Below are 25409 nucleotides of genomic sequence, written 5' to 3' on the forward strand. Positions count from 1 at the left end.
GCAGCGACACGCCCGCCGTGTCGGCGTGTCGCGTGGTTCTGCCTGAGACGTGGCACACGTGGTGCCGAGGACACCGACTGGTCGTGGGCCGTCCGATCGGGTCTCAGCCCGCCACCACGGCCGCAGCGTCCTGTTCGCGCGAGTTCTCCTGCCCCGGCGTGCGCCGGAGCGTGTCAGCGCAGGGAGTTGGCGACGTCGCGCAGCGCGTCGGCGGAGCGACGCAGCAGTCCCATCTCGCTCGGCGAGAACGTGGTCTGGTGGATCGGGTGGGCCCCGGCGGAGTTGACGATCGAGGGCACCGACAGCGCGACCCCGCTGATCCCGTGGAAGTCCTGCAGCAGCGGCGACACCGGCAGCACAGCGTTCTGGTCGCCGAGGATCGCCTCGACGATGCGGGCGCTCGACAGGCCGATCGCGTAGTTGGTCGCGCCCTTGCCCTGGATCACCTTGTAGGCCGCATCGCGCACGTCCACGGCGATCTGGTCGAGCTCCTCGACCGTCATCTTGTCGCCGGCGGGCGTGATCCAGTCCAGGATCGGCACGGTGCCGATGGTCGCGTGCGACCACAGGGGGAACTCGGTGTCGCCGTGCTCGCCGACGATGTAGGCGTGAACGCTCGATGGCGAGACGCCCGCGCGCTGCCCGAGCTTCCACCGCAGGCGCGACGTGTCGAGCACGGTGCCCGAGGCGAAGAGCCGCTCCGGGGGCAGCCCGGTGGCCTCCTGCGACAGCACCGTCAGCACGTCGCACGGATTGGTCACGATGACGTAGATGGCGTCGGGGGCGACCTCGAGCAGCTGCGGCATCATCTTCTTCATGATCCCGGCGTTGACGCCCGCGAGCTCGATGCGGGTCTGTCCCGGATTCTGCTTCGCGCCGGCGGTGATGACGACGACATGGGACCCCTCGACGCACGAGATGTCTGCCCCGCCGATGATGTCGCTCGAGCCGGTGAACTGGGTGCCGTGGGCGAGGTCGAGGACTTCGGCCTCGGCCTTCGAGGCGTTGATGTCGTAGAGGGCGACGTGACGGGCCGAGCCGCGGATCAGCGCGGCGTAGGCGACACTCGAGCCGACGCTTCCCGCGCCGACGACGGTGACTTTCGAGTTCTCGATGACAGCCATGCGCTCAGTCTTGCAGGGTGGGGTGCGCCGTGCCAGATCGACGTGGTCGCCGCTGCGGCACCCCTGTGCCTGCCCGCGCGAAGGTGGCGCTTTCGTCGGCAGCACGCGCCCGGATGCAGCATCCGCTGACACCTTCTCGGCGGCCGGCATCGCGAAGGTGGCGCGAGTGGTCGCCACGCGTCCCTCGAGGCAGCAGCAGGTGCCACCTGCGCGAGGCGGGGCGCTGGCTCGGGACCGCCACCGCCGGCCCGGCCCGGCACGGCACGGCACGTCACCTTCGCAGGGCGGGGTGGGCGCGCAGGACCTTGTCTCCTGCAACCCGATCGGGCCGGGATCAGCTCGCGCTGTCGACGGACTCGCGCGCGGGATTGCGGATGCCGAGGAAGGCGACCACGCCGCCCACGAGCAGCAGCACCGCCATCACGATCGCGGCGCGGTGGAGCCCGTCGAGGTCGAGCGCCCCGCCGGTGATCGTGGCCAGCAGCGCGATGCCGAGCAGGCCCCCGACGCGCGAGATGGCATTGTTCGTCGCCGACGCGATGCCGGCGCGCTCGGGTTCGATCGCGCCCAGGATGGTCGCAGTCAGCGGCGAGACCATCAGACCCAGCCCGATCCCGAACACGGTGAGGGCGGGCAGGACCTGCCACCAGTAGTTGAAGTCCGCCGAGACGAACAGCAGCATCGCGGTGCCGATGGCCATGACGACCGGTCCGACGGTCATGAACAGCCGGGGACCGTACCGGCCCGCCCAGGTCCCGGCGAACGGGCTCAGCACCGTGAGCATGATGATCCAAGGCAGGATGCCGAGGCCCGCGAGCGTCGCCGAGAACCCCGCTCCCTGCTGCAGGTAGATGATCGCGACGAGGTCGACGAGGTAGATGCCGGCGTAGATGAAGACCGTGGCGACGTTCCCGGTCCAGAAGTTGCGCACTCGGAAGAGCCCGAGCGGCAGGATCGGGGCTGTCGTCACGGCCTGGCGCCACAGGAAGGCGCCGAACAGCAGGATGCCGCCGACGAGCGTGATCCAGATGACGGGCGTCCAGCCCAGCTGCGGCTGCTCGATGAGCGCGTACACCGTGCCGCCGAGGCCCAGCGTGCACAGCACGGCGCCGAGCCAGTCGATGCGGGCGTCGGGCCGGCGGACGTCGCGCTGCTCGAGTCGCGTCGTCAGCCACAGGGCCACGGCGATCGGCAGGATGTTGATCACGAACACCCACCGCCACGACACCAGGTCGACGAACACGCCGCCGAGGATCGGCCCGATGATGAAGGCGACGGTGGTCCACGCGGTCCAGATCCCGATCGCACGGCCTTGCAGCGGCCCCCGCATCGCCGAGGTGATGAGCGCGAGCGAACTCGGCACGAGCAGGGCCCCCGACGCCCCCTGCAGCGCGCGGGCGCCGAACAGCACGATCGCGTCCGGCGAGAGCGCGATCACGATCGACGTGATGCCGAATCCGATGAGTCCGATCCGAAGGATCAGGATGCGGCCGAACGCATCGCTGACCGAGCCCGCGAGCAGAATGAGCGCGGCCAGGGTGATGTAGTACGCGTCGACGACCCACTGCTGGGTCGCGAGTCCGCCGCCGAACTCGTCGCGGATCGCCGGAAGCGCGACGTTGACGACGGTGCCGTCGAGGAACGCGATGAAGGACGCGATGATCGCGATGACCAGCACGAGGCGCTGCTGCGGCGTCATCGTCTCGGCCATGGCGCAAACCTACCGCTCCGCCCCGCGCACCGGGAGGGGGACGGATGCCGCGAGCGGACGCCCGTCGGGACAGGGACCGATGCCGCGCGCTCGCACCCGCCGCGGGGCGTCAGTGCCCCGGGCCGTGCCGGTGCTCGGCGCCGTAGACGGCGGCCTGCGTGCGGCGCTCCATGCCGAGCTTGGCCAGCAGGCCCGAGACGTAGTTCTTGACGGTCTTCTCCGCCAGGCCGAGGCGCTCGCCGATCTCGCGGTTGGTCATGCCTTCCGCGATGAGGTCGAGCACCTGCCGCTCGCGGTACGACAGCTCGGCATCCGTTGTGTCGATGCCTTCTCCGGGGGCGGGGGCCGCCGGCTTGGCCAGGGACTGCGCGGCGGCGCGCAGCGATTTCGACGACTGCACCGTGCGTCCGTCGGCGGCGGCGCGGATGGCGTCGAGCAGGGCGCTGGAGCGAACGTCCTTCAGCACGTACCCGCTCGCGCCGGCGAGGGCGGCCGAGCGCAGCGCGGCGTCGTCGTCGTAGGCGGTCAGGATGAGGCAGCGGATGTGCGGATGCCGCGAGCGGATCTCGCGGCACAGGTCGATGCCGTCGCCGTCGGGCAGGCGCACGTCGAGCACCGCGACGTCGGGCGACACCGCCTCGACGCGACGGAGCGCCTCGCTGACCGATCCGGCCTCGCCGGCGACCTCGAGGCCGGGGGCCGCGTCGATGAGCTGGGCGATGCCGCGGCGGACGATCTCGTGATCGTCGACCAGGAACACGCGGGTCATGGGGTGTCCTCCTCGTCGGGGAGCGGAACGGTCCAGGTCACGGTGGTGCCGGCATCCGTCGTCGAATCGATCATGCACTCTCCGCCGCGCAGGCGCGCGCGTTCGGCGAGGTTCGCCAGCCCTCGCCTGCCCGCGTCGGAGGGGATGCCGCGGCCGTCGTCCCGCACCGTCAGCGTCACGCACTCGTCGTCGACGACGAGGGACGCGTCCACGACGTGGGCGCCGGCGTGCTTGACGATGTTGGCGAGGCACTCCCGCAGCACGGCAGCGAGATCGTCGGCGAGATCGGCGGTGATGAGGCTGTCGATCGGGCCGCTGAACCGCAGACGCGGTGCCGAGGGCAGGGATGCGAGGGTCTCGGACGTGACCGACAGCAGCCGATCGCGGGTGCCGCGCGAGGCGCCGGGCGTTTGGCTGAGGGCGTAGATGATCGTGCGGATCTCTTTGATGGCGTCGTCGAGGGCGTCGACCTGCTCGCCGAGCGCCGCCGCCGCGGCGTCGCCCGCGGTCATGGCGACCGCCTGCAGCGCCAGCCCTGCGCCGAACAGACGCTGGATGACGTGGTCGTGGAGATCCCGGGCGATGCGCGACCGGTCCTGGCTGCGTTCGGTGCGTCGGCGGTCCTCGCGGGCTCGCACGACCTCGATGGCGACGCCCGCCTGCCCGGCGAAGACGAACGCCATCTCGAGCTCGGCGTCGGTGAAGCCGGGGCTGCCGGGTTCGCGTGAGATCGTGAGGACGCCGAGCGGCTCGGCGCCGGCCATGAGGGGCACCGCGACCGACGGCCCGATCGGCGGCTGGTCCTCGAAGAGGGCGCCCGCCGGCTGCTCGGGCGTGCTGACCGCGCGCCCTGTCGCGAGGGCCCGGTCGGCGGGCGTTCCCGCACGGGAGAACGTGCGACCGCGCAGGTGCACGGCATCCGCCCCCTTCGACGCGATGATCTTCATCTCGTCGTCGGCCCACGGGATCGCGACGGTGGCGACGTCGGCCGTGACCAGGGGCACGATCCGCTCCACGATGACGTCCAGGGCGTCGTCGCTGTCGACGTCGAGCAGGGCGCCCATGACGTCGGCGATCGCCTCGCTCCACTGCTGTCGGGCGCGTGCCTCTTCGAACAGGCGCGCGTTCTCGATCGCGACACCGGCCGTCGCCGCGAGCGACACCATCAGTGCCTCGTCGTCGGCGGTGAAGGCGCCGGATGCGGCGTCCGCGAGATAGAGGTCGCCGTACACGGCATCGCGCACCCGGATCGGCACCCCCAGGAACGAGTCCATCGGCGGATGGTGGGCGGGGAAGCCGGTCGAGCGCGGATCCTCCGACAGGTGCGCCAGGCGCACCGGGCCGTCGGCGGCGATCACGGCGCCGAGGATGCCGCGGCCGCGGGGCAGGTCGCCGATGCGCGCGGCCGTTCGGGGATCCACGCCCCGGTGGATGAACCGGTCGAGCAGGCCGTCGGAACCGAGCACGCCGAGGGCGCCGTAGCGCGCGTCGACGAGCGACATGGCCGCTTCGACGATGCGCCCGAGCACCTCCTCGAGCTCGAGGTGCTCGACGACGGCCGTGCTCGCGTTCAGCAGATCGTCGATGCGCCGTTGCGGCAGGGTCTCGCCCGCGGTGTCCATGACAGAACGCCTCCCGTCTGCCGCGATTCTAGGCGAGAGGGGGCGGATGCCGGGGGCGGGCGCCCGGCGTGCTCAGTCGTTCGGCACGATCGCGACGGGGCAGCGGATCTGGCCGAGCACGTCCTGCGCCACCGATCCGAAGAAGCCGCCGGCCATCACGCCGCGCCGGTGCGTGCCGATCACGACCAGCGATGCGTCCATCGACCGGTGCAGCAGCGCGGCCGGTGGGTTGTCGGCGACGAGGGCCTCTTCGATCGTGAGGGTCGGGTAGGCGTCCTGCACCCGGTGCAGGGCGTCGCGCAGGATCTTGCGGTGGTTCTCCTTGACCTGGAGCGGGGAGGCCAGCAGCGCGCTGGAGCCTTCGAGCGTCGGCACCGGCATCGACCACGCGTGCACGATGCGCAGCGGGCTGAGGGTCGCCTGCGCCTCGCCGGCGGCGAACATCAGCGCCTCGTCCGACGACGGGTCGTCGTCGACGCCCACCACGACCGGGCCGTCGACAAGTGTCCAGCCTTCGGGGATCAGGGCGACCGGACCGTGGGCGCGGGCGCTCAATCGTTGCGGCATCCAGCCGGTCAGCGCAGCGCGCAGCGGGCGCTGCTGGTGCAGACCGACCACGAGCAGGTCGGCGCTGCGCGCGTCCTTGAGCAGCGTGGTCGGCATCCGTCCGTCGATGCGGTGCGATTCGACGTGCACGTTCGGCGCGAGATCGTGCAGCAGGCGCTCGGCCCGCGCCAACTCGCGCTCGGTGTTCTCGTAGTGCGAGGTGACCATGTTCGTCACCGTGATCAGCTCGACGCGGGCGTTGTCACGCGCCGCCCGCACCGCGACCCAGTCGAGTGCCGTGCGCGAACCGGTGCTGCCGTCGTAGCCGAGGACGATGTGGGTCATGGCTCCTCCTCTTCCGGGATTCCTGCGTGTGATTCGAAGGTACGGATGCCGGGACCGCGACTTCAGGGCCGAAGGTCCCGCACGGGCGGACGCGTGCGCGAATACGCGTGCGTGGGACCTTGTGCCCTTGTGCCGGGGGTGCCCCCGGCGTGGAATCGAGACAGTGAGAAAGGACTCACCATGAGCAGCAAGCGCTTCGACGGCCGCACCGTCATCGTCACCGGCGGAGGCTCGGGCATCGGCCGCGCGACGGTGGAACGGATCGTCGAAGAGGGCGGCCGCGTCGTCGCGGTCGACATCTCGCAGGAGCGGCTTGACGCGCTCGCCGCAGAGCTAGGCGGCGCTGTCGTGACGGTCACGGGGGACCTCACGGACAGCGCCGTCGTCACGGCCGCCGTCGAAGCGGCCGGGGACACGATCGACGGACTGGCGAACGTCGCCGGCATCATGGACGGCTTCGTGCCGACCGCCGAACTCCAGGACGACATGTGGGAGCGGGTCATGGGAGTGAATCTCACCGCCATGATGAGGCTCACACGTGCCGTGCTCGCACCGATGCTCGCAGCCGGAAAGGGCTCGATCGTCAATGTGAGCTCCGAAGCGGGGCATCGCGCATCGGCGGCCGGCACGGCCTACACGACCTCGAAGCACGCGGTGAACGGATTCACCAAAAGCACCGCCTTCTTCTACACGCCGAAGGGGATCCGCTGCAACGCGGTCTCTCCGGGCGGTGTCGCCACGAACGTCGACGCGACGCCGCACACGGTGTACGGCATGGAGCGGCTTGGGCCGTTCTTCGCGCCCGGCATCCTGCCGCGGACCGCGCAACCCGAGGAGCTGGCCGCCGCCATCGTGTGGCTGCTGAGCGACGACGCCTCGAACGTGTCCGGAGCGATTCTTCCCGTGGACGGCGGGTGGGCGGCGGTGTGACATGTGCGCCGCAGCCCCCGAACCGGCGCAGCCGATGCATGAACTCCCTGCGCACAGCATCGAGCCGTTGCGCGAGGACGAATGCTGGCGGCTGCTGGGGGAGCGCCCGGTCGGACGGCTGGCGGTGATCGGTGCGGACGGCGGCCCGGACATCTTCCCGGTCAACACGCTCGTCCATGACGGGAGGATCTACTTCCGGTCGGGCGGCGGCGCCAAGATGAAGGAGGTCGCCGCCGACGATCGCGTCGCGTTCGAGATGGACGGTGCGGACCCTCCCTGGCGCTGGAGCGTCGTCATCCGCGGCACCGCGCGCCGACTCGACAGTGACGACGAGATCGAGGCATCCGGGGTCCTCGATCTCGTCACCCTGGCACCGTCGCCCAAGAACGACTTCTGCGTCGTGACGCCGCTGCGGATTTCAGGGCGCCGGTTCCGCACGGACTTCCCCGAGCCGGCTGAACGGTCGGAGGTCTACGGGCGCAGCAGCGACCTGTAGGGGCGCAGCCGGCCCGATTTCGCGCTCAGCACCGTCTGTCGTAAACTGGACGGCGGTGACGTGTCCGAGCGGCCGAAGGTGCAACTCTCGAAAAGTTGTGTAGGGTAACCCCCTACCGTGGGTTCAAATCCCACCGTCACCGCCAGCCTGGAAGCCCCCGAAACCCGCGGAATCACGCGGAAGTCGGGGGCTTTCGTCATGCTCGGAAGGGCCTCGTGGGAACAGATTGGGAACGGGGGTGTTCCCACGCCTCCTCTTCGACGGCCGCGAGCGCGCCGACGCCGGCTTCCTACCGGTCGGGCAGACACGCCCTGGGGCCCTGTGTCGGGCGGCCCTGATCAGTCGCGGTCGCGCTGCTTCTTCAAGGACTTGATGCGCGCCTTGTGCATCGCCGTCGACACCGCGTTCAGGTCGTCGTCGAACAGGTCAGCGTAGGTGTCAAGCGTCATCACGGCCGAGGCGTGGCCGAGCATCCGCTGCACGGCCTTGACGTTGGCGCCGGCGCTGATGGCGAGGCTGGCCGCCGTGTGGCGAAGGTCGTGCGGCGTGACGTGAGGGAACTCCGGGAAGTCCGCGCGGGTGCGGCGAACCGCGCCCGCGAACCAGCCCGCCTTCGAGTTGGGGAGCTTCATGTGTTCGGTGCCGTTGCCGAAGAGCAGCTCATCGATGGACTTGCCGCTGGCAAGGCTGCGGAACATCCCGTCGAGGAACTCCGGGTATGGCACTGATCGACTTCGGTGCGTCTTCGGTGAGCCGACATGAATTGTGCCGTTCACAATCACGGCGTTCTCGTAGACCGTGAGTCGCCGGCGATCCGGCTGGACGTCGCGGACGCGGAGCGCGGTTGCCTCTCCCCACCGGAGGCCGGTGTAGGCGAGGACGTAGATCAGCTCCGGGTATATCGATCTGTCGGCGAGTTCGCGGACTTCCGTATGACTCAGGTAGACGCGGTTCTTCGGCCGCTTCTTGGGCAGGCGGATTCCTCGAGCAGGGTTGTCCGACAGTCGCCGGTCGCGGAGTGCGACATCGAGGATGCCTGCCAGGATGCCGTGTGCGCGAATCACAGAGGTTGGGCCGAGGTCCGATGAGAGATCGACGATCCATCGCCTCACATCGCTGTGGCGGATCTCGCCAACCGGCCAGTCGCCCCATTTCGGCTGGACTCGCACGCGCCAAGCGGATTCGAGTGGGTGCATTGACGACGGCTTGAGCACTGCCTTCTGTTCGAGGAGCCAATCCTGCCCAAGCTGAGAGACTGTGATCCTGGCATCCGTTGGGTCGACATAGGCGCCCGACGTGATGGACACGCTGATGGAGGCGAGATACTCCTCCGCTTCGCGCTTCGTCCGGAAGCCGCGCTTCGCTGCTTGGCTGTTGTCGGGCTTGCGATATCGGACGAGGTAGCGCTTCCCTTCGGCTGTGGAGTAGGTGTGGACGCTACCCATCCGCCTGGCGGCCGACGATGTAGGTCATCCCCTCCAGGCGCCCTTCTGCGCGTGCCTTCTTGATCCAATCGGATGCTGTGCGGTGCGGCACGCCCAGCTCATGCTGGACCGCTTTGACCGGCGGGAGCCCCGCCAGAGCCGCGCTCCCGTAGAGGATCTCGATCGCTTCCATGCGTTCGGCCTTGTTGCCCCGCTTCACGACCTCGTCCGCGAGCCACGTCGGGATGATGCGGCCCTCCGCGCTGCTCAGGGCGGACACCGTCGTCCACGTCGCCGTCGGGTCGGCCTCGTCATCCAGCGTCAGGGCGATGCACTGGACTGCAGCTCCCTGCATGATCGCCTGGATCGGCACCTGGCGGAGCGCGAGGTTGTTCACTTCGACGTCGGGCCGCGTCGCGCGGTTCGTGACGGCAGAGACGATGTAGCGGCCGTGCTCGGCAACGTAGTGCGCCTCGACCGCAGTCTCGAGACCGGCTTCATCGTCGACCGCTGTGGCGACGAACGATGGCGCGATGCGCAACGCGGATCCCACCGGGGTCGTGGCGTGCTGCCACGACATGTCCTGCCCGTCGAGGGTTTTCACGTCGACCTTCACCTCCTCAGTGTGTCAGACCGCGTCACGCATTCGCAGAATGCCTCTTGACGATAAGTATGAATAAATGCTCTACTCATGTCAAACCCTGGTGTGGACACGCAAAGGAGGAACATGATGGGCGAACTGACGAAACCGGCCGTGTTGACTGCCGACGACGAGCACGAGCTCGACGAGCACGTCGATCCGAACGAGCTGCTGAGGCCCGCGCAGGTCGCGAAAGACCTCGGCGTCACGCCGAACACGCTCGCGATCTGGCGCTACTACGACCGTGGCCCGAACTTCCTCAAGATCGGTCGGCAGGTTCGCTACCGGCGCCAGTCCATCGAGGACTTCAAGAAGGCGTGCGAACACCAGTGCAATCCGACCATCGCCGGGCTGGGGAGTGAACGGCGATGACCTCCGTCACCGTGTACTCCACGGGGCCGACCTGTCAGCGCTGCCGGCTCACGTGCCGGAGCCTCGCGGCTGCCGGCATCCGCTTCTCGGTCGTCGACGTCACGGAAGCGCGCGCATCGGCGGTGCGCGACTACCTCACCGAAGAGCTCGGGTACACCGAAGCCCCCGTCGTGGTCGTCGACGACGAGCCCCAGCACCACTGGGCCGGATTCCGTCCCGATCTCGTAGCGAGGCTGGCCTCCCGGCTCGAGGCGGCATCATGAGCGACGCGCACGAGGTCGAAGTGTCGCTCGGAGAGGCGGCCGAGCGGATCCGCCACGAGGTGCCGATCGTCGGCGACCGCGCGACTGACGACGAGTGCGCGAGACGGCGCGAGCTGGTCGATGAAGAACTCGGGCGGCGGGGTGTGCAGCCCGGTGCGCACGCGTGGCGCACGGCTCAGCTTGTCGATGGGCATGTGGTCGGCGTCTTCGCCGGATCTCGTGAGGAAGCCGAGCTCGAGCTCACGATCTGGTGGGGGAGTCGCTGCCATTGGGTGGTCGATGATCCCGACTGCCGTGTGCTCGACGAGTACCGTCCGGCGGGGCGCTCGCGAGCCACGAACATGCACTTCCCACTCGCGCCGCCGCGCACGCCGCGAGATCGATTCGCGCCGGCCGCGTCCCTTCTCGACGACCTCTACATTCCCGGACGTGAGCCTGGACTCGGGTTGGGCTGAGCCATGGCCGACGACGACGCCCAGCCCAAGAGGCCGCGACTGAGCGACGAGGAGCGGCGCGAGCGGGAACGCGAGCGTCGCAGGCGGTACCGGGAGAAGCACCCGGAGAAGGTGCGCGAGCGGAACCGGCGCTGGAAGGCGGAGCATCCCGAGAAGGTCAAGGAGTACCGCGACCGTTTCCGCGCCGCGCACCTCGAGCAAGTCCGCAAGGAGAATCGAGAGCGCGAGCGGGCGAAGGCGGCAAGGGTGCGTCGGGCCGCGGCAGCGGCGGAGCGGCGTCGGGTGAAGGGACGCGAGCGATACGCCGCCGATCCGGAGACTCATCGCGACTATCAGCGCGAGCGTCGCGCAGCCCAGCGGGCCGCAGACCCCGAGGGGTACCGCGAGGCGAAGAAGCAGCGTAACAAGCGCTGGCGGGATTCGCACAAGGAAGAACAGAACGCGAAGCTTCGCGCCAAGCACCGCGACAACCCCGAACCCAAGCGTGCCGCCGCAGAACGGTACTATGCCGAGCACGGAGACGAGGTCCGCGAGCGCCGGCGCGCGTACTACTGGGCCAATCGCGAGAAGCAGCTCGAGAAGCAGCGGCAGTGGCGAGCGAGAGAGAAGCGCCGCAAGGAAGTCGGACTCCCACCCCAGCGCATCCACCGGGTGAAAGCGGGCGAACGAGCGGCCAACATGCGCGCCGCCGACGCGTTCTTCACCCGCCCACGCACCGGCGAGGAACTGGACGCGATCCGGCACAACGTCAAGACGAGTCGAGCAGACCTCGCCCGGTGGGCACGCGCGAGCGCACGGGCCCGTGCCGCGGCGACCTACCGGACGTCCGATAACCCGAACCGGCCGCTCTCTGCGAGCAGGCGACGTGAACGGGACCGCGCCATCGCCGCTGAGGAGCGCCGCAGGGCGGATGCCGAGGAAGAGGCGCGCCTGGATGCCATCGCCCGCGCGATCAACGACCAACTCCGGTACGAGCCGCGACGCGGGAACAACACCCCGGCCGCTGTCGTGCCACCGGCTTCAGAACCCGAGATGAAAGGTGTATCAAGATGACCAGCATGGACAGCACGGAGCCGGGGATCGACGAGCGTCAGACCGACGAGGTCATCTATCGGGTCGCCGTCGCCGCCTTCACGTACTACGCCGACAAGGCGGACGTCGAACCGGGCTATCGCGTCGACGAAGACATCGACTGGGCCATCCAGCCAGTGCACGGCCTCGACCCGCTCGAACTCGCCGCGCTCCGAGAGCGCGTTCGTGCAGCCATCACCGACCCCACGATCGACCGTCAGGCGTTCATTCGTGAGGTCACCACGCTCGCACGCACCTGACGCGGTAGCCCGCTCCCGACCAGCCCGATTGTCGCGCACTCCGTCTGCTCCGTTCCGGATCGCCGGCGCATGCTCACTCTCTGCGCTCGCTCCGCTACGCCGGCGACCCCGGCACTGCGCAGCCTCCGTGCGCACGGGCCGCTGATTGTTCGGGAAGCGGAGGAGTGGGATCAAGACCGCGGGGGCCCGATGGCGCGACGCACAGCACTCGCGCTGACACCGACGACGCGGGCGATCTGTGCGATCGACCGATTCTGACGTCGCAGCTCGAGCGCCATCGCGAGCTTCTCATCGGTCATCACCGAGGGCCGCCCCGGTCGTCGCGGAGCGGATGCCGCCTTCGTGAGCGTCGCCGTCTGAGCTGCGATCAGGCGACGACGGAGGCCCTCGAGCGCGCGCAGGACCTCACCAGGAGGTGCAGGCGCGCTGTCCGTGCTGAGAGCCGGCTCAGCGAGAGAACGTAAGCGGATGCCGCTCTCGTCCAGCACCCCGATCGTCCGGACGAAGTGGTCCACGCTCGGCGACAGGTGATCGCTCGCGACGACGACGATCGTGTCCCCTCGCGAAGCTGATGCGATCACGGACTCGAGAACCGTTGCGGACGGGGCGGGCTGCTCCCAGAGCACCTGAGCCGCCCCGGCGGCGTGGAGTTGTGCCTCGATCTCGTCGCGCGCGGGGGCAGAGCTCAGGCGGGAGTAGCCGACGATGTCGCTCACAGCGATGGACCGCGCGGCGACGGGGCGGGCGGCACGAAGACCGGCGCCGGCTGCATCGACGGTGCGACGGCGACAGCCGCGTCGCGGCGCAGACTCACCAGCTCGCGGCTCAGGCGAGCCTCCTGCTCGATGTAGAACGACGACTGTCGCCGCACCTGCATGTGGGGCAGCACTTCATTCAGTGCGAGTTCGTGTAAGTCCACGAGCACGTTCGCAACGGGTGGGGTGAGCTCGCGTGCGTCGCGCGCGTACTCGGTGACGCGTCGCAGCTCACCGAACCACTCCGCCGCCTGCAACGTCGTCACCGGTGCGCTCTCCGACGCGGCGATGGCCGCGGCCGCGCCGGCGAAGCCCTCGCTGCGGATCGCGTCGAACAGCACCTGACCTCCGCGTCCGAGAATCGTCAGCTGGTCGACCGGTGTGGTCGCTTCCGCCTCCCGGACGAGATCCTGCGCGCCCACCCAGCCGCGCTCGTGAGAGTCGCGATCGGTGAACAACGCTGGCGCACCGCGCCGACGCGCTTCAAAATAGCGGGATGCCGAGGTCAGAAGGCTCTCGGAACGACGGGCGGAGACCACGACGACGCGGGTCGAGAAGCCTTCGGCAGCGAAGGCATCGACCGTGCCGAACACCCCCGCCGGGTTGCTGAACGAGCCCTCGAGGACGAGCGAGCGGCGATGCTCACGAGCGAAGTCCAAGGACTGCGAGAGCCACTCGGCGACGAGTGGGGCCATCGCGCTCTGCGCTTCGAGTGGCCGCCATCGTCGCTGCTCGAGGTAGTCCGGGTGAAACGCCGCCAGACCCTCGGCGCTGACGACCGCCGGCGGATCTGCGGCTTCGCGCACGAGGGCGGGGACGGCAGCTGACTTGCCTGCTCCGGGCTGGCCGGCCACAACCGTGATCGCAGGTGCCTCCTCGCTGGCTGTCGACGACGCGAAGACGATCGGGGCGACACGCTGATCGAATGTCAGGTCGATCGCCGTTGAGGAGCTCACGACTCGAGCTCCGCGATGCGATCGGCGATCGACGCAGTGAGAGCCTGCACCGCCGCCGAGTCGCGAGGGTCCGCTGTCTCAACCGCTCTGCGACGCGCGATGATCTCGTCTGTCGGGTCGACTCCAGAGCCGGCAGCGTGCTTCAGCAGATGAGCCGTCAGGGCATGGGACAACTCCACAGCCACGTCGAACGACGCGACATCAGACGCGTGCCACGCGGCGGCCCTCCCAGTCATTCCGGCCTCCCATGGCGAGTGTACCGAGCGAGGGTCAGCCGCGAGAGGTGCCGCTGTCAGCTCGGGTACCTGCGCCGGGCGCGCTCTTCGTCGGCCTTCAGAATCCCGTTCTTCACTGCCGTCCGGATGATCAGATAGAACACCCAGAGGGTGAGCGCGATCACCCCCACGTAGAGGACGAAGGCGATCAGGATCCCCGCAATGCCGAATCCCGCCACCCAGCCGTAGTCATTGTCCAACGCGATATCCCCCGTGTCGCTCGGTCAAGTTCCCCAAGCCTAGTGACCGGCGCCCGCACCAAACGCCGACGACGCACCCCTTGTCTCGTCGGCGGCCGGTGCCACAGTTGCATCATGACCCGCGAAGCCGACTTCGACGCGCTCGGCTACGTTGTCGCGCACGGGCTCAGGGGTGAGGAAGCTCTCGAAGCAGCGCGCATCATCGACGACGGAGGCTGTGTCCTATTCGCCCCTCGCGAGTGGGCCATCGATAACCTCGGACAGTTCAGGGACAACGGCCCGGCCGCTACAAGTGTCGGACCCACGCCGTGACGGATCTGCGGATCGCTAGCGCTCGCCGCGCCAGTCAGGCTCGACGAAGCGACTCTAGCCGCCGGGCTTGCCCCAGTTCGCGACCGCCCCGCCCTGCGGGCCGTGGGACCTGATGAACGCCATATGGATGCGTTCGCAGGCCTCCCGGAGTGTTGTCGCCCATCCGAGCACGTCGCCGCGCCAGATTGCCTTGTAGCGGACGTCGGCGCCGTTCATGACCCGCCGAATCTCGACGCGCCCGTACTCGTGGCCCTGCGGGTCGACCATCCGCCACACCCCAGGCGGTCCCTCGACGGCGGCAAGTATCGGATGCCACTCACGCCTGTTCTCCACAGCCAGAATCCCTCTCTCCGGCCGTACCTCAACCGTAGCGGGCGCGGGGGACGTGGACCCTGGGCTGCGCGCTGCTCCCCCCGACATCGGAGCGCGGTGTGCGATCTCGGGTCGGGCGGACCCGAGCGTGGTTGTCTACGCTCAGCCGATCCGTATCCGGGCGGTGCGCGTTGAGGGTCCGCGGCGTGCGGGCGGCAGGCCTTACCATCGCTCGACCGACCAGTTCGATCGAACGGTCATCGCCGAGCGGGCTCATGTCGGCGCTCGCTCGTACGCTGATTCCGTGACCGAACTCACCCTCAGCGACGCTCGCCGCATGCGCGTCCTCCTGGCCGTCTACCAGGTTGCCGACGGCAAGACTGGAGAGGGGGTGGCCACCGATGACCTCGAGCGGCATCTTGAGGGTGTCCTGAACATCGATCGAGACTCCCTCGAGGACGAATTGCAGATCCTGTGCGATCGGCACTTTGTCATCGGCTTCCGAGGCGGCGACGGGCTGAACACTGTGTTCCTCGAGCCGAGCGGCAAGGATGTGGCGATGCAGTTCGATCTGATGCGCTCGGAGCCAGTGCTGCGGATTCGGGAGCTCCAGGACGCGTACCTCAGGTGGCTCTATGTGCAGACAGAACAGCGGGGCCTGAATCCGACCGTCAGCGATTTCATGGCGACGTCGCCGGGCTTCCACGGCGTGCCCTATACAGATCAGGAGTTGCTCAAAGCCGGCGTACGGCTGAAGGACGGCGGCTTCATCGAGGGCGAAGGACGTTTCTCGTACCCGGCGCCCGCACAGCCGCGGCTCACCGCACGCGGGAGGTTGGTCATCGAGAAGGATCGGTCGGTTCACGATGAGCCGGATCAGCCAGCGTTGCAGTATTTCAACACCACGGTGCACGGCAATGCGAATGTCGCGAATGCCAGTCATGGATCCAGCCAGGTACTCATCGTTGACAGCGAGTGGGCTGCCAAATCGACGGCGGTGCTCGATGCGATTGAACAGGCACTCGCAACACTGCCCGCTGACATGAGCACGGCGGTCGCGGCTCTCGTTGCGGATGCACGTAATGCGGTCGAGACTGATTCTCCTTCGCGGGCCAAGCGGGCGCTCACCGCGCTCGGTTCTTTCCTCGGCGATACGGCTTCGGGTGCCCTTGGCGGGCTACTCAGCGCGCAAGCTGTTGCGCTGATTCCGCTGCTGGGTGGATGACTCTCACCGATCCCTGATGCGGCCCGCGCGGCCAAGCGGGCGTGGCGCGCTGTCGCACGGGTGGGTGCTGCGGTGATTGTCGCTGCCGCCTTCAAACCTTGGCGACAACTACGACCCGGTGGATCTGGGTCTCGCAGTTGCACCTCCTCACTAGGATGAGGGACGCCGTTGTCGCGCTCGAAGCAGTCGTGAAGTCGGTCGAAAGTCGTATGGCTTCTAGCAAGGAAAGAACTGTTTATGATCAGGGACGCTCACGAGGCGAACGAGACCACGACCCCGAACGACTTCGAGATCACGCGGCTCCGCGCCGCCCTGCCGGAGTACTTCGATAAGGACGGCGGCTTCATGCTCGATCGCCTTCAGACTGCGCTCCGCGCTGGCGAGGTGAGCCTGACGCGCGAGGGATACGAGCTCAAGTTCCTCGGGAAGTCGTACGCCAAGTACCTGACCTCGACGAAGACCGAGACAGTCGTGGTGCCTGACCTCAAGCACAACACTGAACCTGCGAACGCCTCGTCCGAGAACCTCTACATCGTCGGCGACAACCTCGACGCGTTGAAGCACTTGATCGGGTCATACGGCGGGCAGGTGAAGTGCATCTACATCGACCCGCCCTACAACACCGGGTCGGATGGCTTCGTCTACGTCGACGACTTCGGGTTCACCGCCAAGCAGCTCGTCGAGAAGATCGGCCTCGGTGAGGACGAAGCGAAGAGGATCATCGACTTGCAGGGCAAGTCGTCGCACTCCGCATGGCTGACATTCATGTACCCGCGCCTCGAACTCGCGAAGCTGCTGCTCGCGGACGACGGAGTGATCTTCATCAGCATCGATGACAACGAGCAGCCGAACCTGAAGGCGCTCTGCGATGAAGTCTTCGGCGAGCAGAACGTGATCGCGAACCTGATCTGGAAGAGCAAGTCGGGCGGGGCCAATGACTCGGGTCAGGTGGCGGTTGATCACGAGTACGTGCTCGCGTATGCGCGGAATGCCGAAGCTGCGGCTCTTGGTATGGACCCGCTCGCATCGGCCACCACTTCCTACAACCGCTCCGACGAGAATGGCCGCTACTCGCTCGAGCGGCTTGACAAGCAGAATCTCACCTATTCGGAGTCGATGGATTACGTGCTCGTCGGCCCTGACGGCGCGGAGTACTACCTCGAACACAAGGACCCGGAGAGCCCTAACGCCATCTGGCGGTGGTCGAAGGACACCGTGGCGGAGCGCATGTCTGAGCTCGTCTTCGAGAATGGCCACGCCTACACGAAGAACTACGAAAAGGACGCCGGCAAGCCTCGGTCCCTGCTTGTAGATGAGCGGTTCGGCCGCTCGCGTACCGGCAGCACGGACATGGCCAGCCTGTTCGACGGCAAGACCTTCTTCAAGAACCCCAAGCCGGTAAAGCTCATCTCGCATCTGGTCCGAGTCTCGACCCGCCCGGATTCCCTGGTGCTGGACTTCTTTTCCGGCTCCGCGACCACTGCCGAAGCCGTGATGGCAGTCAATGCCGAGGACGGTGGCTCGCGCCGCATGATCCTCGTCCAGCTCCACGAGCCGGTCGATCCGTCATCGAACCGGTACTCGAAGGCTGCGTACGCCGCAGGCTACAAGCACATCGACGAGATCGGCCGCGCCCGAGCCGCCAAGGCGGCCGCGCGCATCGAGAAGACGACGAGCGCCGACATCGACTACGGGTTCCGTCTCTTCCGCCTCGAAGAGCCGAGCGAGAAGACACTTGACGAGCTGCAGTCCTTCGACCCGAGTGCGAACGATGCGCTGTTCGCCGGTGACTTCGTGTCGAAGTTCGACCTCAACGGGACGCCCGGCGACGAGGTCGCCCTCTCGACCTGGCTCCTCCAGGACGGCTTCGGTCTGACGCCCGACGTCCGGGCCGTCCAGCTCAACACATACGAGCTCCGCGTCTGCGGCGACTCCGGCTACGTCATTCAGCCCGGACTGACGAGCGATGATCTCCTCGCTCTCGTGACCAAGCTCGAGAAGGACGAGCTCGACCTGGGCCGCCTGGTGGTCTTCGGCTACTCGGTGACGTTCTCTGTGATGCACGAACTGAAGCAGAACCTGAAGTCGCTCAAGTCGGGACGCAACCTCACCGTGATCGAGCGGTTCTGACATGCAGATCCGCCTCCAGACGCTGGAACACCAGCAGCGCGCTCTCGCAGCCCTCACCCGCGTACTTCACGACGTCGAGCTGGACCCCAGCACGCCACCCGAGGCCAACATCTCATTTGACCTGGCTGATCCTCTGATCGCCCAGAACGTCGCCGAGATCCAGTCCGGCGTCCTTGATGGCATCGACGCGATCCCGCGCGGTTGGCGAGGCCGCGTCGACGACGGTGTGCTCGGCGTCGACGCCAAGATGGAGACCGGTACAGGAAAGACGCTGGTCTACACGCAGCTGATGTACGAGCTCAATCGGCTCTACGGCTTCACGAAGTTCATTGTCCTGGTGCCTTCGACGCCGATCAAAGAGGGCACCAGAGCATTCATGCAGTCAGAGTACGCACGCAAGTACTTCGCCGATGCGTACAAAGGTCGCCTGAGCCTCCAGTTGGATGTGCTCGACCCCCAGAAGCGCTCCAAGGGGCGCAAGATGTTCCCGAGTGCCATCGCCAGTTTCGCCCACGGTTCGCGCCTCGCGCGGGGTCGGATCTCTGCGTTGCTAATGACCGACGGCATGCTGCTGTCTAGGGCAACAATGTCCACGGACTACGACCAGACGGTGCTCGGCACGGCGAGCGTGCCGTACGAGGCTCTGCGGGCGACCCGTCCCATTGTGATCATGGACGAGCCCCACCGCTTCCGTCGCGAGAACAAGGCGTACCAGGCGATCGTCGACGAGCTCCAACCCCTGGCCATCTTCCGCTTCGGCGCGACCTTCCCGAAGATCGACAAGACCGGAAGGACGGACTACAACAACCTCGTCTTCAACCTTGGCGCTGTCGAGGCGTTCAACGAGCAGCTCGTCAAGGGCGTCCAGCTCCAGTACCCGGTGGATGCGACCGGCGAGACCACTCGCCTGAAGCTGACGAGCCTGTCGGCACGAAAGCCCAAGCAGGCGACCTTCCAGAACCTCGACACGGGCAAGCCCCTGACCCTCGACCTGGGCGAGTCGCTCTCGATCGCGGACGGGGGGTTCGCTGGCATCACAGTCGAGTCGATCGGCAAGCCTGACCATCCGGTCATCAAGTCCGGCGTCACGCTCTCGAACGGTCAGGTCCTCGCGACCGGCGACATCCTCGCGGCCAAGGTCTATTCGGACACGTATCAGACCCTGATGATGGACCAGGCGCTGAAGAACCATTTCGAGGTCGAGTGGGAGAACTTCCGCCGCGCGACCAAGGTGAAGACGCTGACGCTGTTCTTCATCGATTCGATCGAGTCCTACCGCGGAAGCGACGACACCAGCGGGCACCTGCGCCTGCGCTTCGAGGAGCTGCTCGCTTCGCGTCTCGCCGCCGAGATCGACAAGCGAAAGGACGACCATTCGCCCGTGGCTCAGGAGTACATCGCCTATCTCCAGGCGTCTCTCGCAGACGTCCCGGGAACGAACGGCGGTTACTTCGCGGCGGACAACTCAACGGCCGACGACGCGATCCAGGCTGAGGTCGACGACATCCTCCGCAACAAGGAGGCGTTGCTCTCATTCAACGGCGCCGATGGCTCCGCGAATACGCGGCGCTTCCTCTTCTCGAAGTGGACCCTCCGCGAGGGCTGGGACAACCCAAATGTCTTCCAGATCGTGAAGCTGCGCTCCTCGGGCTCTGAGATCTCGAAACTCCAGGAGGTCGGTCGCGGACTGCGCCTGCCGGTCGACGCGAAGGGCTCCCGCCTGTCCGGCGAACAGTTCTACCTGACCTACCTGATCGACTACACCGAGCGCTCGTTCGCCGACAAGCTCGTCGACGAGATCAACTCCGACGCGGCCACGGGCCCCGCTCCGGTCAAGGAGCTGCTGCCTAGGGTCGCCGTTGAGTTGGGGAAGACCGAAACCGAGCTTTTCATCGAGCTCTTGCAGGCTGGCCTGATCGACACCGACAAGAACGTCGCGCCCGGTCGCGACGACGACCTCTACGCCGCCTACCCCGCGTTCAACACGACCGGTCTGAAGCCGGACAAGATCGTGAAGGGCGACCAGAAGATCAAGGTCGGGATCCGCCCCGAGCGGTATGCCGAGCTCAAGGAGCTCTGGGAGACGATCAACGCGAAGTACTACCTCCGGCTCGATGACCTTTCGCGGGAGGAGATCGACTCCTGCGTCCACGCTGTGCTCGAGGCCGATGTGTACCGACAGACGTTTGGGCGTTTCGCGCAGGACGTCGTCGTCCAGGGTGAGGAGTCCGCACTCGAGGTCCACACGGAGACGAAGGACGTCTTCGACGCGACTGAGACGGTCCCCTATGGCGAGTGGCTCAAGCTCGTTCATTCGCAGACCGCCCTTCCGATCGACCGGGTACACGCCGGCCTTGTGCGCAGGAACGTGAAGAAGCCGCTTCCGAGTGATTTCTTCAACAGGGCGACACTCGGCGAGTTCGTCGCCCAGTTCACGGAGTGGATGGAGAAGACCTTCCTCGAGCGGTTCTCCTACTTGCGCATCGACGGCGTGCTCGGCAGCACCCCGCTCACGGACGCCGACGGCGCACCGCTCGAGAGCATCGTCCAGGGCAACATCGGTATCCACCGAGATGACAAGGCAGCTGTCCCGGACAAGTTCCTCTACGACGCGTTCGTCTACGACTCGCCCAAGGAACACGACACGATTCGCGACTCGAAGCTCACCGAGGTGATCGTGTTCGGCAAGATCCCCCGCAAGTCGGTCAAGGTCCCGCTCTACTTCGGCGGCACCACGAGCCCGGACTTCATGTACGTGCTCAAGCGCGAGGACGGCAGGCTCTCGCTGAACTTCGTCGTCGAGACGAAGGACGTCGAGAAGACCTCGGACATGCGCGAGAGCGAGCAACTCAAAATGACGGCGGCGAAGCGGTTCTTCGAATCCATGAGCTCGGAGTCGTTCGACGTCACCTTCCAGCCGCAGGTCAAGCGGGACGAGATCGCCGCAATGATCAAGCAGCTGCTGGCGATGTCCGGCTAGTAGGACAGGAACACGTCGGTGCTCTTCTCGACGAGGTTCCCGGCGCGACGAGCCACGTCAGCGGTCGGAGCTACTGTCCGTGACAATGAACAAGCGGAGGCTGATACATGGCGCTGAAGACGTCGCTGTCGGGGCGCGTGCGGAACACGACGCTGCCTAAGACCCACGCACTCCTCCCGCTCCACGAGGCCGTCGTCAACGGCATCCAGGCGATCGATGCGCGATTCCCCGAAGACGCTGACGGCCGAGGCCGCCTCATCGTCCGAATCCACCGTGAGGCCCAAGGTGCCTTCGATCTCGGCGCGGGCGCCCCTGGCCGCGTGCCGCTCAAGATCATCACCGGCTTCAGCGTCGAGGACAACGGCATCGGGTTCACTCCCGAGAACATGGCGTCGTTCGAGACGCTCGACAGCGACTACAAGGCCGGCATCGGTTGCCGCGGCGTGGGTAGGCTCCTCTGGCTCGTGGCGTTCGATCGGGTCGAGGTGCGCAGCGCATACTACGACGGTGACTCGCTCGCGGGGCGTCAGTTCAGGTTCTCTGTCAGCCAGGACGTCGTGCAGGACGTCTCACCCGAAGGTCTGACCGACGCCGGCACAACCGTGCGTCTGGACGGCTTCAAGAAGGCGTACCAACAGAGCGCGGCGAAGTCTGCCGAGCTCATCGCGCGAGAGATCTTCGAACACTGCATCTGGTACTTCCTCCGCGTCGGCGGTGCTCCCGACGTGTTCGTGTCGGACGACGACGAGACGTTCTCGCTCAAAGACTTCGTCGAAGAGCTCGGACACACTGAGACCACGGCGTCGTTCGAGGTCAAGGGCCAGACGTTCGAGATGCTGAACCTCCGGCTGAAGGCTTCGGCCCGCAACGCGACGCCCCGCCTGCACTGGTGCGCCGCGAACCGCGTCGTCAAGGACGAGAGCATCGCTGGGAAGCTTCCCGGGCTATACGCCCGCATGAAGGACCGCGCCTCCGCGGAGTTCACGTACGTCTGCTATCTTTCCTCGACCTTTCTCGACGACCATGTCAGGGCCGATCGCACGGACTTCGACCTGCCAGATCGCATGCCGGGTGAGGCCCTGCTCGACGAGCCGACGCTCGACGACATCCGTGCAGGCGTCCTGTACGAGGTCTCGAACGCGCTGGCCGAGCCGCTGGCGTCGGCGCAGGTCGCGAGCAAGGAGCGGATCAACCATTTCGTGAGCACGAAGGGGCCGAAGTACCGATCGCTCATGAAGCGCATCGAATCGGCCGGGATCGTCGTGGACCCGTCGGTGAAGGACTCCGATCTCGAGCTGGAGTTGCACAAGCAGGTCCAGAAGATCGAGACCGAGCTGCTGGCCGAGGGTCAGGCCGTGTTCGCGTCCTCGAGCGGCCAGAAGCCCGAAGACTACGACGAGCGCCTCGCCAAGTACCTCGAGACGCTGACAGATCTCAACCGGTCGGATCTGGCCAATTACGTCGCCAGGCGACGGACAACGCTCGACATCCTCGCGAAACTCATCGAATCGGACGGCGACGGCAAGTACACGCGTGAGGACCGCATCCACGAGCTGCTCTTCCCGATGCGCAAGGACTCGAACGAGGTCGAAGTCGAAGCGTCGAACCTGTGGATCCTCGACGAGCGGCTGGTCTTCCACGACTACCTCGCGTCCGACAAGACGCTGAAGAGCATGCCCGTCACGGACGACGAGTCGCCGAACAGGCCGGACATTCTGGCGACCCGTGTGCTCGAGCCGGGGCTTCCCGTGCTCGCAGCCGCAGGGCAGAAGTTTCCGCTGCAGTCGGTCGTCGTGGTCGAGCTCAAGCGCCCCATGCGCAACGACGCGACGACGGAGGACAAGAACCCCATCGCACAGTGCCTCGACTACGTCGCACGCGTCCGCGAAGGCAAGGTGACGACTGCAAACGGTCGACCGATCCCGTCGAGTGCGCAGGAGCCCCCTGCTTTCTGCTACGTCATCGCCGATCTGACGCCGACGATGGAGCGCATGTGCAAGCTGTCGAACCTGACCAAGACGCATGACGGGCTCGGGTACTTCGGCTACGTCGAGCCGTACAAGGCCTACGTCGAAGTCATCAGCTTCGATGGCCTCGTCAACGCGGCCACGGAGCGGAACAGGGCGTTCTTCGACAAGCTCGGCCTGCCGTCGAGTTGAGTGAGGCGCGAAGCCCGAAGCCCGTGCGTCGCGACCGGCCAACCCCAAGTGCGAATGCCGACTCTTGAGCGCCCGCAACCCGGTCGTTGAGCGAACGCATCCGGGCGCGGAACGCGCGCGTTCGCTGGCTCTCGCGTCACCCCGCGGTGTCGAGACCCGCCCCGTGCGCATAGCGCCCCGCGAGCGGTCGCCTGGCTCAGCCCGAGCTATGGCAGCAGGTCGAGCATCTGCGGCCTGGCCTTCATGGCGTGGATCACGAGCTCGTTGCCGCTGTCGATGACGAGCACCACGAGTTCGAGTAGCCGTCCCTGCCTGTCGAACCCGAGCCGAAGTTGGCGTGCGGGCGAGTCGTCGTCGAGATCGTCGATCCATAGCGGCCACGATGCAGCCCGGATGATGTCTTCGGGTGCGATGCCGTGCTTCAGCGCAGAGTCGTGGACCTTCACGCCGCGTACGCAGCGATCGCTTCGCGAATGAGCTCCGAGCGGGTCTTGTGCTCGCGCGCGGCGCGAGCGTCGAGAGCGGCCAGTTCCTCGGACGTGAGCCGGAGCGCGACCACCTGCGCGGGCTCAGCTCCGCGCCCGGGACGTCCCCGTCCACGCCGCTTGAGAGCCTCGACATCGAAGCCGGCCTCGGCCTCCTCCGCCCACGCGGCGATCTGCTCTTCCGTCACCGGAACGCCGTTGATCGTCTCCTCACCACCCATGGCGACATCGTAATACGAAAATGCGGACTGGACTACGGCTGACCGAAGCCGGGTCCACGGGCGAGCGCTCGCGCTTCGCGGTCCACTCGATCGACGTTGCCTTGGCGGGCGCGGGCTTTGGAGGGACTCTGACCGCGACGTTCTCCTCGCTACGAGGACGGCAGATTTCTAGCGGTACCTTCGCCCAGCTGGCCAAGGCGCGGACGGCACTGCGCGGTTGTGCGTCTGCGAGGCTCACGCAGCCGAGACCGGCTGTCTCAAGATCGTCCTACGCTTGTCTGGACAGGTGCGTCGGGGGTCGCCGAGGTAGACCTCATGATGTCGCCCGATCCGGGTGAGCCCGAGACGCGGCATGATTTCGTGATGAAGGCGCGCGAGCACACGGGCCTCATCGTCTATGGAGCCGATGTTGAGCGTCTGCAGACAGCGTCCCTCCGTGATCGTGACGGGGCGCACGAGAGCAATCGGGAGATCAGGCTTCTTCCTCGCCGCGGGTGAAAGCCCGTCCGCCACATCCTGTGCGTCCACCTCCTCGGGCAGAGGAATCAGCATGGTCCAGTCCCGGTGTCCCTTCCGGCCCTCGGAGTGTGCTGCTGACTCGTCGCTGGGCCAGAGCCCCTCGATCGGCCCCACGACGAAGTCCGAGCCAGTCCGCCTCTTGAACCCGGCACGGATCTGATAGGCGCACACGTACAAAGACTCGATCGCGCGCCGGCAGCTAGATTCCTTGTGGGGATCGCCGTGTCCGTCGATGCTCAGATACTGCATCTTCGGTACATCCACCTCGACGAATCGACCTAACGGTGGCTTGTAAACGTCCCCGAGATCCCGCTTCAAGTCATGTCTCATTGCCGTGCTCCTTGCTCTCGTGGGAGTGAACCCCAGTGGCCACTCAGGCTTGGTGGCGGGCGATGTCGATCTCGACGATCGCTCGTCCGATCGGACTTGGCGTGGCGTCGCGTCCTACGCGTTGCGCCTCGCCCAGTTCGATGACCGCCTGCGCTCGCAGCGAAACAGATCGCGGGGGTGTTGATCACCAAAGGCCGCGAACGCGCCGAGGGCGGGCAGGCCACCCGCGGTCCGTGCGTCCGGCCAGCTCGAGCGGGTCATGAGGACGTCCGTCAGAGCGGAGCTCCCCTGACCGATCAAGCCGCGATCGTAGAGCCGCTTCGCTATGCGATACGAGGAAGACCGAAGGAGGTCGAGTCCATGGCAGCGGCGATCGGTGCTCCGCCCGCTCGTCGCCGTGACGCGGCGCCTCCATCAGGAATGTCAGGCGCACGACATCGGTATCTGTCATCTGAGCCGCAGGCTATGCGTCGAGCGGGCGGCGGGACGTCGGTTGCGGTGCCCGAGCAGAGCGCATGCCGG

The 25409-nt window shown here is 67.0% G+C and carries 26 protein-coding genes and 1 tRNA gene; 13 read left to right on the plus strand and 14 right to left on the minus strand.

Features of this window, described 5'->3' with window-relative positions; genetic code table 11:
* Positions 1–173 precede the first annotated feature (173 nt).
* The 5 genes from P0L94_15690 to P0L94_15710 all read right to left on the minus strand — a co-directional run bounded on the left by P0L94_15690 (position 174) and on the right by P0L94_15710 (position 6117).
* Complete coding sequence (locus tag P0L94_15690; protein ID WES63897.1) at positions 174–1124, minus strand: L-lactate dehydrogenase; 951 nt, start codon at positions 1122–1124, stop codon at positions 174–176.
* A 334-nt stretch (positions 1125–1458) separates the two neighbouring features.
* The gene (locus P0L94_15695) at positions 1459–2835 is read right to left on the minus strand and encodes an MFS transporter (protein ID WES63898.1); all 1377 of its coding nucleotides are present in this window, start codon (positions 2833–2835) and stop codon (positions 1459–1461) included.
* 109 nt (positions 2836–2944) lie between these two features.
* Entirely contained in the window at positions 2945–3604 is a 660-nt protein-coding gene (locus P0L94_15700; GenBank protein ID WES63899.1) for a response regulator transcription factor, read from the minus strand.
* Entirely contained in the window at positions 3601–5226 is a 1626-nt protein-coding gene (locus P0L94_15705; protein WES63900.1) for a GAF domain-containing protein, read from the minus strand. Before P0L94_15705 ends, P0L94_15700 begins: the two co-directional genes overlap by 4 nt.
* 72 nt (positions 5227–5298) lie before the next feature.
* Positions 5299–6117 carry a universal stress protein gene (locus P0L94_15710; protein WES63901.1) on the minus strand — a complete coding sequence of 273 codons (819 nt, stop codon included), beginning with the start codon at positions 6115–6117 and terminating at the stop codon, positions 5299–5301.
* A gap of 180 nt (positions 6118–6297) precedes the next feature.
* Between P0L94_15710 and P0L94_15715 the strand changes: the two genes are divergently transcribed.
* The 3 genes from P0L94_15715 (at position 6298) to P0L94_15725 (ending at position 7688) form a co-directional block, all read left to right on the plus strand.
* The gene (locus P0L94_15715) at positions 6298–7047 is read left to right on the plus strand and encodes an SDR family oxidoreductase (protein ID WES63902.1); all 750 of its coding nucleotides are present in this window, start codon (positions 6298–6300) and stop codon (positions 7045–7047) included.
* Between the two features lie 34 nt (positions 7048–7081).
* The gene (locus P0L94_15720) at positions 7082–7543 is read left to right on the plus strand and encodes a pyridoxamine 5'-phosphate oxidase family protein (protein WES63903.1); all 462 of its coding nucleotides are present in this window, start codon (positions 7082–7084) and stop codon (positions 7541–7543) included.
* A 54-nt stretch (positions 7544–7597) separates the two neighbouring features.
* Positions 7598–7688, plus strand: a tRNA-Ser gene (locus P0L94_15725).
* Positions 7689–7881: 193 nt separating this feature from the next.
* Here the strand turns inward: P0L94_15725 and P0L94_15730 are convergent.
* Together P0L94_15730 and P0L94_15735 are read right to left on the minus strand one after the other, a co-directional pair.
* Positions 7882–8988, minus strand: a complete 1107-nt coding sequence (locus tag P0L94_15730) for a tyrosine-type recombinase/integrase (GenBank protein ID WES63904.1) — start codon at positions 8986–8988, stop codon at positions 7882–7884.
* The gene (locus P0L94_15735; GenBank protein ID WES63905.1) at positions 8981–9583 is read right to left on the minus strand and encodes a hypothetical protein; all 603 of its coding nucleotides are present in this window, start codon (positions 9581–9583) and stop codon (positions 8981–8983) included. The genes P0L94_15730 and P0L94_15735 overlap by 8 nt, the downstream gene beginning before the upstream one ends.
* Before the next feature lie 111 nt (positions 9584–9694).
* Here P0L94_15735 and P0L94_15740 point away from each other — a divergent pair, with 111 nt between their 5' ends.
* From P0L94_15740 to P0L94_15760, 5 genes are read left to right on the plus strand one after another with little or no spacing between them, the layout of a single operon-like run.
* Positions 9695–9979 (plus strand): helix-turn-helix domain-containing protein, encoded by a 285-nt coding sequence (locus tag P0L94_15740; GenBank protein WES63906.1) that lies wholly within the window; start codon positions 9695–9697, stop codon positions 9977–9979.
* The gene (locus tag P0L94_15745) at positions 9976–10242 is read left to right on the plus strand and encodes a glutaredoxin family protein (protein ID WES63907.1); all 267 of its coding nucleotides are present in this window, start codon (positions 9976–9978) and stop codon (positions 10240–10242) included. Before P0L94_15740 ends, P0L94_15745 begins: the two co-directional genes overlap by 4 nt.
* The gene (locus P0L94_15750; protein WES63908.1) at positions 10239–10697 is read left to right on the plus strand and encodes a hypothetical protein; all 459 of its coding nucleotides are present in this window, start codon (positions 10239–10241) and stop codon (positions 10695–10697) included. Before P0L94_15745 ends, P0L94_15750 begins: the two co-directional genes overlap by 4 nt.
* Positions 10698–10700: 3 nt before the next feature.
* Entirely contained in the window at positions 10701–11750 is a 1050-nt protein-coding gene (locus tag P0L94_15755; GenBank protein WES63909.1) for a hypothetical protein, read from the plus strand.
* On the plus strand, positions 11747–12028 hold the full coding sequence (locus tag P0L94_15760; protein ID WES63910.1) for a hypothetical protein: 282 nt from the start codon (positions 11747–11749) through the stop codon (positions 12026–12028). The genes P0L94_15755 and P0L94_15760 overlap by 4 nt, the downstream gene beginning before the upstream one ends.
* A 170-nt stretch (positions 12029–12198) precedes the next feature.
* Here the strand turns inward: P0L94_15760 and P0L94_15765 are convergent, their stop codons facing one another.
* The 3 genes from P0L94_15765 to P0L94_15775 form a co-directional block, all read right to left on the minus strand.
* On the minus strand, positions 12199–12744 hold the full coding sequence (locus P0L94_15765) for a recombinase family protein (GenBank protein ID WES63911.1): 546 nt from the start codon (positions 12742–12744) through the stop codon (positions 12199–12201).
* Positions 12741–13739 carry a zeta toxin family protein gene (locus P0L94_15770; GenBank protein WES63912.1) on the minus strand — a complete coding sequence of 333 codons (999 nt, stop codon included), beginning with the start codon at positions 13737–13739 and terminating at the stop codon, positions 12741–12743. Before P0L94_15770 ends, P0L94_15765 begins: the two co-directional genes overlap by 4 nt.
* Positions 13740–14031: 292 nt before the next feature.
* The gene (locus P0L94_15775) at positions 14032–14214 is read right to left on the minus strand and encodes a hypothetical protein (protein WES63913.1); all 183 of its coding nucleotides are present in this window, start codon (positions 14212–14214) and stop codon (positions 14032–14034) included.
* 114 nt (positions 14215–14328) lie between these two features.
* Between P0L94_15775 and P0L94_15780 the strand changes: the two genes are divergently transcribed.
* A complete protein-coding gene (locus P0L94_15780) occupies positions 14329–14526 on the plus strand; it encodes a hypothetical protein (protein ID WES63914.1) in 198 nt (65 codons plus the stop codon).
* 54 nt (positions 14527–14580) lie between these two features.
* Here the strand turns inward: P0L94_15780 and P0L94_15785 are convergent, their stop codons facing one another.
* Positions 14581–14793 carry a hypothetical protein gene (locus P0L94_15785; protein WES63915.1) on the minus strand — a complete coding sequence of 71 codons (213 nt, stop codon included), beginning with the start codon at positions 14791–14793 and terminating at the stop codon, positions 14581–14583.
* A gap of 349 nt (positions 14794–15142) precedes the next feature.
* Here P0L94_15785 and P0L94_15790 point away from each other — a divergent pair, with 349 nt between their 5' ends.
* The 4 genes from P0L94_15790 (at position 15143) to P0L94_15805 (ending at position 23332) form a co-directional block, all read left to right on the plus strand.
* Entirely contained in the window at positions 15143–16063 is a 921-nt protein-coding gene (locus P0L94_15790) for a hypothetical protein (protein ID WES63916.1), read from the plus strand.
* A 345-nt stretch (positions 16064–16408) separates the two neighbouring features.
* Positions 16409–18193, plus strand: coding sequence for a DNA methyltransferase (locus P0L94_15795; GenBank protein WES63917.1), 1785 nt, complete (start codon positions 16409–16411; stop codon positions 18191–18193).
* A 1-nt stretch (position 18194) separates the two neighbouring features.
* On the plus strand, positions 18195–21173 hold the full coding sequence (locus P0L94_15800) for a type III restriction-modification system endonuclease (protein ID WES63918.1): 2979 nt from the start codon (positions 18195–18197) through the stop codon (positions 21171–21173).
* Positions 21174–21280: 107 nt separating this feature from the next.
* Positions 21281–23332, plus strand: coding sequence for a hypothetical protein (locus P0L94_15805; protein WES63919.1), 2052 nt, complete (start codon positions 21281–21283; stop codon positions 23330–23332).
* Positions 23333–23538: 206 nt separating this feature from the next.
* Here the strand turns inward: P0L94_15805 and P0L94_15810 are convergent, their stop codons facing one another.
* The 3 genes from P0L94_15810 to P0L94_15820 form a co-directional block, all read right to left on the minus strand.
* Positions 23539–23778 (minus strand): hypothetical protein, encoded by a 240-nt coding sequence (locus tag P0L94_15810; protein WES63920.1) that lies wholly within the window; start codon positions 23776–23778, stop codon positions 23539–23541.
* Positions 23775–24038, minus strand: a complete 264-nt coding sequence (locus tag P0L94_15815; GenBank protein ID WES63921.1) for a ribbon-helix-helix protein, CopG family — start codon at positions 24036–24038, stop codon at positions 23775–23777. The genes P0L94_15810 and P0L94_15815 overlap by 4 nt, the downstream gene beginning before the upstream one ends.
* Before the next feature lie 234 nt (positions 24039–24272).
* Entirely contained in the window at positions 24273–24887 is a 615-nt protein-coding gene (locus P0L94_15820) for a GyrI-like domain-containing protein (protein ID WES63922.1), read from the minus strand.
* Positions 24888–25409 lie beyond the last annotated feature (522 nt).

Origin of the sequence: Microbacter sp. GSS18 (assembly GCA_029319145.1) — a bacterium.
Taxonomy (GTDB): Bacteria; Actinomycetota; Actinomycetes; order Actinomycetales; family Microbacteriaceae; genus Microbacterium.

Coding starts and splice junctions, on each gene's coding strand:
- P0L94_15820 (WES63922.1), bottom strand. CDS start 24,887: ATGAGACATGACTTGAAGCGGGATCTCGGGGACGTTTACAAGCCACCG.
- P0L94_15690 (WES63897.1), bottom strand. CDS start 1,124: ATGGCTGTCATCGAGAACTCGAAAGTCACCGTCGTCGGCGCGGGAAGC.
- P0L94_15700 (WES63899.1), bottom strand. CDS start 3,604: ATGACCCGCGTGTTCCTGGTCGACGATCACGAGATCGTCCGCCGCGGC.
- P0L94_15755 (WES63909.1), top strand. CDS start 10,701: ATGGCCGACGACGACGCCCAGCCCAAGAGGCCGCGACTGAGCGACGAG.
- P0L94_15795 (WES63917.1), top strand. CDS start 16,409: ATGCTCGATCGCCTTCAGACTGCGCTCCGCGCTGGCGAGGTGAGCCTG.
- P0L94_15805 (WES63919.1), top strand. CDS start 21,281: ATGGCGCTGAAGACGTCGCTGTCGGGGCGCGTGCGGAACACGACGCTG.
- P0L94_15750 (WES63908.1), top strand. CDS start 10,239: ATGAGCGACGCGCACGAGGTCGAAGTGTCGCTCGGAGAGGCGGCCGAG.
- P0L94_15710 (WES63901.1), bottom strand. CDS start 6,117: ATGACCCACATCGTCCTCGGCTACGACGGCAGCACCGGTTCGCGCACG.
- P0L94_15715 (WES63902.1), top strand. CDS start 6,298: ATGAGCAGCAAGCGCTTCGACGGCCGCACCGTCATCGTCACCGGCGGA.
- P0L94_15760 (WES63910.1), top strand. CDS start 11,747: ATGACCAGCATGGACAGCACGGAGCCGGGGATCGACGAGCGTCAGACC.
- P0L94_15740 (WES63906.1), top strand. CDS start 9,695: ATGATGGGCGAACTGACGAAACCGGCCGTGTTGACTGCCGACGACGAG.
- P0L94_15780 (WES63914.1), top strand. CDS start 14,329: ATGACCCGCGAAGCCGACTTCGACGCGCTCGGCTACGTTGTCGCGCAC.
- P0L94_15705 (WES63900.1), bottom strand. CDS start 5,226: ATGGACACCGCGGGCGAGACCCTGCCGCAACGGCGCATCGACGATCTG.
- P0L94_15720 (WES63903.1), top strand. CDS start 7,082: ATGCATGAACTCCCTGCGCACAGCATCGAGCCGTTGCGCGAGGACGAA.
- P0L94_15695 (WES63898.1), bottom strand. CDS start 2,835: ATGGCCGAGACGATGACGCCGCAGCAGCGCCTCGTGCTGGTCATCGCG.
- P0L94_15800 (WES63918.1), top strand. CDS start 18,195: ATGCAGATCCGCCTCCAGACGCTGGAACACCAGCAGCGCGCTCTCGCA.
- P0L94_15785 (WES63915.1), bottom strand. CDS start 14,793: ATGGTCGACCCGCAGGGCCACGAGTACGGGCGCGTCGAGATTCGGCGG.
- P0L94_15730 (WES63904.1), bottom strand. CDS start 8,988: ATGGGTAGCGTCCACACCTACTCCACAGCCGAAGGGAAGCGCTACCTC.
- P0L94_15815 (WES63921.1), bottom strand. CDS start 24,038: ATGGGTGGTGAGGAGACGATCAACGGCGTTCCGGTGACGGAAGAGCAG.
- P0L94_15745 (WES63907.1), top strand. CDS start 9,976: ATGACCTCCGTCACCGTGTACTCCACGGGGCCGACCTGTCAGCGCTGC.